Consider the following 12441-nt stretch of genomic DNA (forward strand, 5'->3'; position numbering starts at 1 on the left):
CCCCCAGATCAAGGTTGTATGGATTGGTTTTTTTGTTCTAAAGCGGCTATCCGACGCTCTAATGCTTGAACTTCTTCTTTCGTGGCCAGATTTAGGTTGTTCAAGGCTTGGTTGACTTTAATTTTGACGGAATCGTCGATTTGCTTTTGGGCTTGTTCGCCTTTTTCGATCCATTGTTTAATGAGGTCCTTTGATTCTTCCTTGCTGATATCCCCTTTTTTGACAAGTGTATCCACAGTTTTTTCAATCTGTTCCTTCGTTGCAGAAGCAGCACCTATACCTAACGAAAGTATATTTTTAAATAAGTCCATGTTTACATTCCTCCAATATAAAGTTTTTCACACCTTAAAATCCAGAGTAAACCATGTTGATTCTTCCATCATACATGATTCATGAACACTACTAAAATATTATGGGTTTATCTTCGCAATGAAATGAAGAAAAGTATCTACATGGTGAGGGGGTGAACATATGCATTTGATTCTTTCATTAAGCCCAGTTTGGTTGAAGAGGAGAGATGAATAGTTTTGAAAAATATCTGGACAGGTTTGAAGCTGTCTCCCGGGCCAGTCACTATTTTACGGTCTTGGAAAATGGTTTCGGTACGAAGTTCAATCTAATTGTGACAGGCGATGATAAAAATACGATACGAGGGAAACGCTTATCTTTTACGGTAGAGGTATTGCCATTCGGTTCCGAGCTCCCGGTTAAGCAGCAGCTCCATTTTTTCCAGTTCGTACTTGCCGACGGTGTCATCGGCAGGTGTCCATTGAATGGTATAAATGAAATAGTAATCTCTTATCTTACGAAAAATGACGGGGGAGTTGGGGTATTGGTCAAAAATCGCTTTGATATTATATCGCCTCATGTAAGACCATTTAACAAGCTGCATATCGGTTCCACCCTTTTCTAAAAGATGATCTGTGGCCACAAAACCTGTTGGCCACAGATTATAGTTATTATTTATCGTTAAATAAGCTGAACAATCCTTTTGCTATGCTTCCTTCATCTGATGACCCGCCATTTTGCGGCATGGCAGCAAACACACGGCTGGCTAGACGGCTGAATGGAAGGGATTGGACCCAGACGGTTCCAGGACCCTTTAGTGTCGCAAAAAATAGACCTTCTCCACCAAATAGCGCCGTTTTCACGCCTTTAACGAACTCGATATTATAATCCACGCCGCTCGTCATGGCGACAAGACAGCCCGTATCCACACGTAGAACCTCACCTGCAGCCAATTCCTTTTTATGGATCGTACCGCCTGCATGGACGAAAGTCATTCCATCTCCTTCGAGTTTCTGCATGATGAACCCTTCACCGCCAAAAAAGCCCGTCCCAATTTTCCTCTGAAACTCGATTCCTACCGATACGCCTTTTGCTGCTGCTAAAAAAGCGTCCTTTTGGCAAATGATTTTTCCACCAAGCTCGCTCAAGTCCAAGGGGATGATCTTTCCTGGATAAGGGGATGCAAAGGAAACATGTCTTTTTTCATGACTTTCATTTGTAAAAGTGGTCATGAATAAGCTCTCTCCGGTCAGTAGCCTTTTTCCGGCACCAAAAAGTTTTCCCATCATTCCGCCATCACTGCTCGATGATCCATCTCCAAAGATGGTTTCCATTTTGATTTGGTCTTCCATCATCATTAGACTACCAGCTTCGGCAATCACCGTTTCCTTGGGGTCCAATTCGACTTCGACAAACTGCATGTCGTCACCGTGTAACTTGTAATCTATTTCATGATTATTCATCTTCTATTCCTCCAATCCCATCTTATTTTTATTGTAAAAGATATTCACTCAATCTGCCAATATTATTCCATATTTGTTTTGCGGATAAGGGTGATTGCTTACGATTCTATTAAACGCGTGAAAGAAAGAAAGTAGAAAAATTGACAAAGAATGTTTAAATAACATGGTTTTTTAATGATAGAATTAGATGGAAAGCTAGATATGGAATAGCAACTTATCAGAAGGGGTGGTCGAATGTTAGTCAAGGACTTCATGATCAAAGAGGTATATGTTGCACGCCCGAATTTCACATTGAAGGAAATCATGGGACTCTTTATCGAAAATAAAGTTGGAGGGGTTCCTGTAGTCGATGAACAGGATAAGCTTCTAGGGATGGTATCGGATGGAGATATATTACGTTATTTAACGCCGGCAGAAGAATCCATTAAGGGATATTTCACATATGTCACGATTTTACCTGGTGAAGAGCTGGATGAAAAAGTCGCATCTAAAATGAATGACAAAGTCTCGCAAATCATCAAGAATAAGAAAATCACGAAGTTATCTCCGGAAGATCCGTTAGCGGATTTGATAAAGGTCATCTCAAAACATCACTTCAAGAAAATACCGGTTGTGGATGAAAATGATAAAGTGGTTGGCATAATCAGCAGGGGAGATGCACTACGGGCTCTTTATAAAGAATTCGTCCAAAAGCTATAATACTATTGATAAATGAATGGCCTGCTCATAACCTGAGCAGGCCAATTTTGTTCACTCGGGATTGGAGTCTACAGCCTTGTCTTCATCCGTATCCCCTTTTAATCTCTTCTCTTTCAGTTTGAAATAGGCATCCATGACGGCTTCCCCAATCCGTTTGTTAATATCATCGGCAGCGGAACCTTGGTAAACCCATGGAGTTATGACTGAAAAGGCCACTTCCGGTTTATCGTGTGGAGCGTAACCTACGAGTGTGAGATTGATAGTCGGTACAGGTTCGCTATATTCTTTTCTTCGCGGTCCATCATAAAAGGCCTGAGCCGTACCTGTTTTCGCCGCTGGGTGGTATGACTTACCGGCAAAAGCACTATAGGCTGTCCCGCCAGGTTCCTGTGCAACCTGTCTGAAACCTTCTTGAATGCGTTGAATCCAAATATCTTCCCCGTCCAAATCGTTTAATACTTTCGGATCCACGGATTGGAACACAGGTCCCAATGTCCCGTGTTTATCAGAGGGGTCCCTGATTTCCTTAACGACATGGGGCTCTAATCTTTTTCCACCATTTGCAATGGTCGATACGTATTGTGCTAATTGCATCGCTGTATAGGTATCATACTGCCCAATCGATAAATCGAGTAGCAACCCGTCTTTTGAAGTATCCACCCCTTTGAAACCGGCAGATTCATTGGGAAGGTCAATGCCCGTACGGACCCCTAACCCAAATTGCGCATAATGATTTCTAAGTTTGGTGAAGACCCCACTCTCAAGTCCCAATCTTTGATGTGGACTATAATGTCCGCCACCAATCTTGATTGCCGTCAAGAACATATAAACATTCGATGATTTTTTTAATGCTGTTACATCGGATACGTACCCTAAGTTGCTGTATGATTTTTTTGGTTTGGCTCCAGCTAGGTAAAGCGGTTGGTCATAAAGGGTTGTTCCAGGAGAGATGACACCCGTTTGAAAACCTGAGTAAACCGTCGCCCCTTTTACAGAGGAACCAATCGTATAAGATGTGGTGATCGTTCCAAGCGAAAAATCATTGATCTCGGTGGCTCCGGTTTTACTATTACGCCCGTATTGTTTTCCTGCCATCGTCAGGACTTCACCAGTATTGGGATCCATTAATACGACGAAGGCACGATCTAATAAGTAGGTGTTTCCTTTCGCTTTCGTTCTCTGTAATTCTGTTTTAATAATCTTGTCTACAGTTTCCTGAAGCTCCATATCGATGGTCAATACTAAATCTTTTCCGCTTTCCCCCTCGGTTACAGGCACAGTCTCAACCACTTCGCCTTTACTCAGAATGTTTTCCACTTTTGCCTTTTTTCCTTGGAGGACATCTTCATATTGCTTTTCAATGTAGCTTTTTCCGACTCGGTCATTCCGGGTATAGTCCCGTGATAGGTAATAGTCGAGATTTTCGCTAGGAAGGCCTTCTTCAGAGGAGGAAACTTTCCCGAGTACTGACCTCAATGTGTCTCCATATTTATAGGATCTATCCCAATCTGTCGTAACATCGACCCCAGGCAAATCGGATAAATGCTCACTGACCCTAGCAAACTCTTTCTTTGTCACTCCTTTATTCTTAACAATGGCCGGCGTAAGTGCATAGCCGCTATTAAACTCTCGGAAAATTGCTAGAACTTCCAATTCATCCTTAGTGAATTCATTGATGTTTTCTTCAGTAATCCGGTCTAGTTGAAGTTTATACAAATCTTTTTCTTCCAATTTCTTTTCTTCTACTTTCTTTCTGTCAGCTTTCGTGATCAAAGCCTCTGCCTTTTTTGGATTTTTTATGATCCAGAAATCTTTCCTGTCGCGTTCCGTGATTTTCTTTGTATCCTTTGTTATCAAAGTGGCGAGGGTTTCGGCCGTTTTGACCATCTCGGCAGTCTTCGTGTTTGGGTATTTCGTATAGGTAATCGCATTAAGCGGATCATTATCAACAACCGGGTTCAAGTAGCGGTCGTACATTTTGCCACGGGGAACGGGTGTATTGACAACATCATTTTCCGTCCGATCCACTTCACGTAAATAATCATCTCCATAGACGATTTGCACGATACCAAGCCTGATAACCAAGGCGGAAAATAAAACGAATATTAAAAAGAACATAAAGTTCAGTCGGAAAGGAATTGGATTTTTTTTCTTCTTTTCTTTCTTCATTTAATTCATTCCTTTCTATATTAAAAGTAAAAAAATTCCTAAATCTAATGATATATAAAACTGTCTTATTTTTCTATCATTATTCCTTAATATTCTCTTAAATAGAAAAAAATTGATTAAGATATATAAATTGCATAAAAGAAGGCGAGAGATTGTGCAGGAAAAAATGGTGGACCAGTTAGCGGATTTGGCGTACTTCATTCCTTTATTGGATGGAACAAGCATGGCACCAACCGAACTGAGTAAATGGTGAAATCGCAGCGGTGAACCTGTTCTATTTATCTTTAGTTTTAGCTGTGTTGAAGGTAAGGGCTGATATTTTGATATAATGAAAGAAAAGAATTGATGTGGAAGTATGCTTTTAAATGATTATATGAATGAAAATTTTCCTAACTTAAATCTTAGACCAGCTTTGTTTTATAACTGGGAAGTCGGCATACGCTTCGAGTTAGGGATAGAATGGGAAGTTGGAAATCATTTTAAAAACGATCCTTATACACGAGGGGCATACAAGAGGGCTGTCACGTTGTTTGAATCATTGCATTCACAAGAGGAGGACGTTATTGTTGTCGTAGATGTGGATGATTTTGGAGATGGAAAAACCTATAAACACAAAACGAAGATCTTTGCTAAATATATCTACGAAAAAACACTGTTATATAAATTAAAGCATACAGAAATGCCTTATATTTTCCCTGAAGAGGATGAAGAGGGTAAATATAAGACAAATAGATTTACACTACAATGCAAAGTATCAGATATGAGATACATTCCATTGTTAAAAGCAGTATGTAATCAGGATTTAGGTATCCAACCAAGTATTTATCAAAGGATTTATTTTTTAAATATCAAAAGGAGAACCATTTTTCACGTTTATGATGATAGAGGCTGTGATTTGCTTGCTACCTCACCTGACTCTATACGGGACATTTACAATACATACAATGATTGGATATTAGATTACGACAAGGACGTAATCGATAAAGTGTTTAAATGAAAATTAATCCTTGTTTAATAAATGATTGCTTAGAAAAAAGGGACATTCAAGTAAAATGAGCTTAGATATACATTTTGAGCTCATTTTTTATATGGATTTTTAAATCAACCTTTGCCTTTATCCTATCTTTAGTTTTTACTACGCCATGCATGATGACCTTCCTTGGCTATCTAAGCACAATGTTTAATGGCCTTCTTTCTCTCGCGATGTAAGAGTATAGGGTGTACGGTCGGTCACACTGATTATTTCAGTGAAATACCTACAAAGTTCGAGCCACTTTTCGGGATAGATCGCTATAAAACGTTCCATTGCCTCAATGGAATGGAGGATTAGACAATCGATCCGTTTCACTTGTTTATTCTGCAGGTTAAAGAGAAGCACATGTGGAATGGTGTAATACGGATAGAGTTGATAGGGATTCAGTATAACCGGGGAAATATTATTTTCTTCTATAAACTTGGTTGTCACGATTTTTTGGATGGCGAAGCTTTCGCTCGGATGTAAGTCTCCTATGGCGTAATGTGGATTCATCAGTACAATGCCTCTCATTTTGTTTCACCCATTCTTTTTTTGTACCCATTGTTGCCAAATGAAGGAGTGGGTATTCAAGATGGGAGGCATGCATTCAAGATGAAGCATGTATCAAATGAAAGATTTCAGTTCATTGATGGTTTTTAGCTGCTGGACATTTTCGAACACTTTACTTGTCAGGTCCGTTCTTTTAACGCTCGGCAAGGTTTGTAAATCATAGATGAAGGTTTCTTTCGTAAACCAGTCCGTTTGGGGTAAAGGGAAAACGGGACGATCAGGCCAGGCGGTAGGGAGCGTTGGGCTGTAGACTTTCGCTTTGTCACCGGATATGGTTTTAGAGGTGTAGACGTCATCCCAATAATCTTCCCGAGAACCGGTATGAGGAGTGGTGTTTGCGAATTGTTCAACACCTTTTAAAGTCACAGGGTGTTGATAGAGAAGCTGATATAGGAATTTTCCCGTCTCGATTCGTTGAAACGGATCGCCAAATCGCGAAACGGTCAGGCCGGTCAACGAATAAAGTTTTTTCTGATGCGCATAAGGGAAGAGCACAGTCGTAAAGCCTAACAGTTCCTGTAGCCGGAAATCGAGCCTTCTAAGGATGTCACCATGACTGGAGCGCTTCAATACACGTTCCTCAAGCATTCTTTGTTCATTGATAATCAAGGCGGTGGTCAAAAGCCGAGAGTGGGGCTCATTCAAAAAGGATTCCCATATTGGGGCCATGAAGTTGGAAATATGAAAGGATTGCAAAAATTTCCTTAAGGGAATTTTTTTTTGCTTGGCTGTTTCATATAAAAGAAGCTGTGGAAAGACATCTGCAAAGATGGCTGAATTTGCCCGTTCGAGGAAAAGGAAAAATTTTTGCCGATCCTCGCCGGTAAGTAAATGGGTCATGGAAGAACTGGTCAAGTCAGTCATATGGTAGCCTCCGTTCCTGGAAACCATATGAGCCAAAAAGGACCAATGCACTTCGGGGTTGCGCCGGTAATAGGAAAGGTAAGCCTGGGTCCTTGTCAAATTATTCCGGTTCAAGGCCGTAGTCTCCGCTCGGACCCTTTTCATAAGAGACGTTTCATCGGGAAAGAAAACGATGGATTCATTAGTAGGCTCTTTAAGCTCAGTCAATAACTTGGATTTTAATGTATCAAATTTCGCTGGCTCTAAGACTGGTTTAATCTTGAGTGGAGGTTTACCCAACAGCTTCTGCACATATTGCGAGAACATACAATCACCACGGATGTTTTTCGGTTAGTATATGCAGAGCAGTCAAGAAAGGGGCGTTGCTCCTGCAGTGCCCTCATCTAAATCAATGATTTTTCTTCTTATTGCGGTATAAAATAATATAATAGACAATCCAGAAAAGCGCCACAGGAATGAAAGCTAATGGACTGTATTTTGGCGGAACGACAAATGCGATGAAGATCGCCGACAATAAAAACGGAACGGCTAGTAGGATATAGCTTTGCCAATTCATGAAAAGAACCTCCTTAAGGTTGCGTCATTTCTATAGGATAAAGGATTATTCAACAATAATCTAGAAAAGTCACAATTGACAAAAATATACACCCGTAGTACTCTTTAAAAACAAGTTAAATATTTCCAAAGTTACTATCTAAAAGGAGGTGGGCGTCATGACTACATTCGATAGGCAAAAACCAGCTATAATCGTATATCTTCATATGTCAGCCTGCCCTGAAGCATGGTCTTTATAAGCATTAGGCTTATAAGTTTCTTTAGGTTTAACTCGCGCAGGTTGTGGAATATTCGCGGCCTGCTTTTTCATGCGTTTTCTGACGTATATTAAAAAGCTTCCGCTTAATCATGCGGAGCTTTTTTTGTTTAGGGGACCAGGGTGTGCCAAGCATCCTTTCCATATAAAAATGTTGATAGGAGGAATGTCAGATGAGACAAATGACAGGGCTATGTTTACTTCAACCGGGAGATCCCAATAGTGGCTAGTGACTCTTAGGTGACTACGTAAGGAGGATGAATGCATGTTTGCGATATTCAAGAAGCTGGGCTGGTTCTTCAAGGAGCAGTGGCAGCGCTATACCTGGGCAATTATTTTTTTATGTTTAGTGAATGCAATGGAAGTCATTCCGCCAAGGATTGTAGGGAATGCCATCGATGATATGAACAATGGCAGCATGACCCAAGAAGCTTTACTGCAATATGTTATCTATTTGCTTGTTCTTATGTGTGCAAGCTATTTATTTGGATACTTATGGAGTTACCTTTTGTTTGGCGGTGGAAATTTGGTCGAACGAAAAATCAGGTCCGGGTTCATGGGGCATATACTGAAAATGGCACCCACTTTTTACGAGAAAAACCGCACCGGGGATTTGATGGCAAGGGCAACCAATGATTTAAAAGCCATCTCGCAAACGGCTGGTTTCGGGATATTGACACTGGTCGACTCGGTCGTTTTCACGTTCATGGTCGTCATTATGATGGGTATGACAGTCAGTTGGCAACTGACCATCGCGGCTATACTGCCACTGCCGATCATGGCCCTCATGATGCAAATATATGTGAAGAAAATTTATAAGCGATTTACGGAAGCGCAATCAGCTTTTGGTGACCTGAATGATAAAGTCTTGGAGTCCATTTCCGGCGTGCGCGTCATACGGGCTTACGTTCAGGAAAGGGAAGATGAGAAGCGATTCGATGAGATGACGGAGAATGTCTACCGTAAAAATCTTGAAGTGGCCAAAATCGATGCCCTTTTCGATCCGACGATCACCGTCATTATCGGCATTAGTTATTTAATCGGCCTGGGTTACGGGGCATACCTTGTATTTCAACAAGCCATCACGCTTGGAGGCCTTGTGTCATTCAATGTATATCTAGGCATGCTGATTTGGCCGATGATCGCCGTCGGTGAATTAATCAATGTCATGCAAAGGGGGAATGCCTCATTGGATCGTGTTCAAGATACCCTTTCATATGAAGCCGATGTGACAGACCCATTGAAACCAGAGGCAATACTCAATCCGGAGGATATTCAGTTCAACCAAGTCAGCTTTACGTATCCTTCTTCAAAAGTGGTGAATCTCTCCGATATATCCGTGCAATTGGAACAAGGTCGCACTTTAGGGATCGTCGGTAAGACAGGGAGTGGAAAAACGACGTTCGTGAAGCAGCTGCTGCGGGAATACCCTCTAGGAAGCGGGGAAGTCTTGTTTGCGGGGATACCGATAGAACAGCTTGAACTAGCGGATATCCGCGGTAAAATCGGATATGTCCCACAAGACCACTTTTTATTTTCACAGTCTGTGAAGGATAATATCCTCTTTGGAAAACTGGATGCTACGGAAGAAGAACTCGTGGAAGCGATCCGGCTTGCGGATTTTGAGAAGGATGTTACGACACTACCCCATCAGCTTGAAACGCTGGTCGGCGAAAAGGGGGTCGCTCTTTCTGGGGGTCAAAAGCAACGAATTTCAATCGCTAGAGCCCTCATTAAAAACCCGGAAATCCTGATTTTAGATGATTCTCTCTCAGCCGTGGACGCGAAAACCGAAACGACGATCATCAACAACATCCAAAATGAACGAGCGGGGAAAACGACGATCATCACGACCCACCGTTTATCGGCCGTCCAACATGCGGATCATATCATCGTGCTCGACAGTGGTTCGATTATAGAAGAGGGAACACATGTCAGTTTGTTGCAGCAAGGTGGTTGGTATAAGGAGCAATATGAGCGGCAGCAGATTGACGAAGGAACGGAGGTGGGGGCATGAAGGTCGTAAATAAACTCTATCAATATGCCTCTCTATATAAAAAATTAATCATCGGGGCCCTGATTATGCTGGCCCTTTCCGTAGCCGCAGATTTAACGGGTCCATTCGTCGCTAAAAAAATCATCGATTCCCATATAATCGGTATTGAATCAGCTTGGCATGAAACTAAAAAGGGGCAAGATGCCGTTGAGTACGAAACTCGCTGGTACAAAAGAGATACCTATTTTTCAAAAGGGGAGGAGAAAGGACGGGAAGTCCGGGTACTGCAAGTGGGCAGCCAATTCGTATTCGTCGATAAAGCTGTCCCCATGGATGGTCGCCGCAGCTTAGAAGGAAATACATTAATAATTAAAAAAAATGGAAAAGAACAAAGGTCTGCGGTTGAACTCTTATCGAGTCAGGAATTAATGAGGTTTTATCAACCGGAGATTCCTCGGATATTGGGACTCGTCGCCTTTTATTTCGGTTTAGTCCTTATTTCTTCCATTTTTCAATACGGACAGAGCTTTTACTTACAAAAAGCGGCCAATCGGATTATCCAGCGGATGAGGAATGATATTTTCACTCATATTTCCCGTTTACCCATCCGCTTTTTTGATAATATGCCTGCGGGTAAGGTAGTCGCAAGAGTCACGAATGATACTGAGGCCATTCGAGAACTATATGTAACCGTTCTAGCCAACTTCTTTTCGAGCACAATCAATATCATCGGCGTTCTCATCGCTTTGTATATTTTGGATGCACGTGCTGGTCTCATGGGCCTAGTGCTCATTCCCATCATCATAGTCTGGACGAAGGTGTATCGGAAATTCGCCTCGAAATATAACCATATCATTCGGGAGCGTATCAGTGATATTAACGGAATGATTAATGAATCGATTTCTGGGATGAATATCATTCAAGCGTTCAGTCGTGAAAAGGAGACGAAGCAGTCATTTGAAGCATTGAATCGAGATCATTTTTCTTATCAAAACAAGATGCTACATTTAAACTCCTTGACGGGCGGAAACTTGGTCGGTGTCATCAAGGGTGTCGCACTCATCCTATTCGTTTGGTATTTTGGTGGCATGTCGCTCACGGCAACTTCTGCCGTTTCGCTTGGGATGATGTATGCGATCGTCGATTTAATCAGTCGCCTGCTCCATCCACTACATGGAATTGTCAATCAGTTCGCCAACCTGGAACAGGCCCTAGTTGCGGGGGAAAGGGCTTTTAGCTTGTTGGAAGAACCTGGGGTTCAAGTCAGTGATCGAAACATCTCTAGATATAAAGGAAATGTAGTATTCGAAAATGTTTCGTTTGGCTATAAGGATAATGAATATGTTTTAAAGGATATATCATTTTCCGCTAGTCCGGGAGAAACGGTCGCATTGGTGGGTCATACTGGTTCAGGGAAAAGCTCCATCATGAATCTGCTGTTCCGTTTCTATGATACCAATGAGGGATCCATCAAGATTGATGGCATGGATATATTGGATATCCCCCATCAAACCTTAAGGGAACACATGGGGATTGTCCTTCAGGACCCTTATTTATTCACAGGCACGATTGCAACGAATATCAGCCTCGGCCAAGAAAGAATCACCAGGGCTACTATAGAAAAAGCATTAAAGGATGTTGGCGGGGATAAAGTATTGCAGCATTTGCCATTAGGGCTTGATGAACCTGTGATTGAAAAAGGGGGGACATTGTCTTCAGGACAGCGGCAGCTCATTTCCTTCGCTCGCGCCCTGGCATTCGATCCGGCGATTTTGATACTGGACGAAGCAACGGCAAGCATCGATACAGAAACGGAATCCATTATCCAAAAAGGCATGGAGGTGTTGAAAAAAGGAAGGACGACATTCATCATCGCGCACCGACTGTCGACGATCAAGAACGCCGACCAGATCCTCGTATTGGATAAAGGACGGATTGTGGAGCAGGGGACACATGAAGAACTAATGGAACAAAAAGGGAAATACTATCAAATGTATGAACTCCAGGCAGGAACTCATAAGGGGATGGCTGGATAGCCATTTTAAATTTTAAATAGTGAGAGGCAGAAACGTTGCATGAAGAACGTTTCTGCCTCTTTTCATGTATATGGGATATGTTCCTATTGTTAGAGGGGAAATTGCGAAAGCAAGGGCATGAACAAGATTGAATTGGATTATTGGGTCGATAACGAAGTCACTAAGTCCTTATATAAAAGGCTTTGTTCTAATAGACTGTTATTTTTCACAAGGAATATTGAAAAACTTCATATGGTTGACTGGAGCGGAAGTGCGAGACTCCTGCGGGATCAGTGGGACAGGTGAGACCCCACAGGCGTTTACGCCGAGGAGGCTCACCGCCCACCCCGCGGAAAGCGAGCAACTGAAGCGGAAATCAACCACTCGCAACACTTAAGGTTTCTTTAACGATGATTTTTCGAAAGCAAGCTTTTATTTCCTCATCATTGTATGCTTTAAAATACTCAGGGTATAAATTTGCATGTAAATCGTGAACGGTTTTATTCAATTTGGCAACTAATTCAAAATCATTTGTTTGACGAATATGCATC

Annotated in this window: 12 protein-coding genes; 5 read left to right on the forward strand and 7 right to left on the reverse strand. The window is 41.9% G+C overall.

Translation table 11 applies throughout. From position 1 onward, the window contains the following. Positions 1–8: 8 nt before the first annotated feature. On the reverse strand, positions 9–311 hold the full coding sequence (locus tag ACIQXN_RS07235) for a phasin family protein (RefSeq protein WP_402963901.1): 303 nt from the start codon (positions 309–311) through the stop codon (positions 9–11). Positions 312–517: 206 nt separating this feature from the next. Between ACIQXN_RS07235 and ACIQXN_RS07240 the strand changes: the two genes are divergently transcribed. Then, entirely contained in the window at positions 518–913 is a 396-nt protein-coding gene (locus ACIQXN_RS07240; protein WP_402963904.1) for a hypothetical protein, read from the forward strand. A gap of 46 nt (positions 914–959) precedes the next feature. On the opposite strand, the gene ACIQXN_RS07245 is transcribed toward ACIQXN_RS07240, so the two are convergent. Continuing rightward, positions 960–1751 (reverse strand): TIGR00266 family protein, encoded by a 792-nt coding sequence (locus ACIQXN_RS07245; protein ID WP_402963907.1) that lies wholly within the window; start codon positions 1749–1751, stop codon positions 960–962. A gap of 234 nt (positions 1752–1985) precedes the next feature. Here ACIQXN_RS07245 and ACIQXN_RS07250 point away from each other — a divergent pair, with 234 nt between their 5' ends. Then, complete coding sequence (locus ACIQXN_RS07250; RefSeq protein ID WP_402963910.1) at positions 1986–2450, forward strand: CBS domain-containing protein; 465 nt, start codon at positions 1986–1988, stop codon at positions 2448–2450. A gap of 51 nt (positions 2451–2501) precedes the next feature. On the opposite strand, the gene ACIQXN_RS07255 is transcribed toward ACIQXN_RS07250, so the two are convergent. Next, positions 2502–4619 carry a peptidoglycan D,D-transpeptidase FtsI family protein gene (locus ACIQXN_RS07255; protein ID WP_402963913.1) on the reverse strand — a complete coding sequence of 706 codons (2118 nt, stop codon included), beginning with the start codon at positions 4617–4619 and terminating at the stop codon, positions 2502–2504. Positions 4620–4974: 355 nt separating this feature from the next. Between ACIQXN_RS07255 and ACIQXN_RS07260 the strand changes: the two genes are divergently transcribed. Then, entirely contained in the window at positions 4975–5616 is a 642-nt protein-coding gene (locus ACIQXN_RS07260) for a DUF3885 domain-containing protein (protein ID WP_402963916.1), read from the forward strand. Positions 5617–5799: 183 nt separating this feature from the next. Here the strand turns inward: ACIQXN_RS07260 and ACIQXN_RS07265 are convergent, their stop codons facing one another. The 3 genes from ACIQXN_RS07265 to ACIQXN_RS07275 form a co-directional block, all read right to left on the reverse strand. Beyond that, complete coding sequence (locus ACIQXN_RS07265) at positions 5800–6165, reverse strand: hypothetical protein (RefSeq protein ID WP_402963918.1); 366 nt, start codon at positions 6163–6165, stop codon at positions 5800–5802. A gap of 93 nt (positions 6166–6258) precedes the next feature. Next, on the reverse strand, positions 6259–7347 hold the full coding sequence (locus ACIQXN_RS07270; protein ID WP_402963921.1) for a DUF2515 family protein: 1089 nt from the start codon (positions 7345–7347) through the stop codon (positions 6259–6261). Between the two features lie 109 nt (positions 7348–7456). Next, positions 7457–7624, reverse strand: coding sequence for a hypothetical protein (locus ACIQXN_RS07275; protein WP_402963924.1), 168 nt, complete (start codon positions 7622–7624; stop codon positions 7457–7459). A 520-nt stretch (positions 7625–8144) separates the two neighbouring features. Between ACIQXN_RS07275 and ACIQXN_RS07280 the strand changes: the two genes are divergently transcribed. After that, on the forward strand, positions 8145–9896 hold the full coding sequence (locus ACIQXN_RS07280; RefSeq protein ID WP_402963927.1) for an ABC transporter ATP-binding protein: 1752 nt from the start codon (positions 8145–8147) through the stop codon (positions 9894–9896). Next, complete coding sequence (locus tag ACIQXN_RS07285; protein WP_402963930.1) at positions 9893–11911, forward strand: ABC transporter ATP-binding protein; 2019 nt, start codon at positions 9893–9895, stop codon at positions 11909–11911. The genes ACIQXN_RS07280 and ACIQXN_RS07285 overlap by 4 nt, the downstream gene beginning before the upstream one ends. 355 nt (positions 11912–12266) lie before the next feature. On the opposite strand, the gene ACIQXN_RS07290 is transcribed toward ACIQXN_RS07285, so the two are convergent. After that, positions 12267–12440, reverse strand: a complete 174-nt coding sequence (locus ACIQXN_RS07290; RefSeq protein ID WP_402963933.1) for a hypothetical protein — start codon at positions 12438–12440, stop codon at positions 12267–12269. Between the last annotated feature and the right edge of the window lies 1 nt (position 12441).

It is taken from the genome of Peribacillus sp. NPDC097295, from assembly GCF_044761665.1.
Taxonomy (GTDB): Bacteria; Bacillota; Bacilli; order Bacillales; family DSM-1321; genus Peribacillus.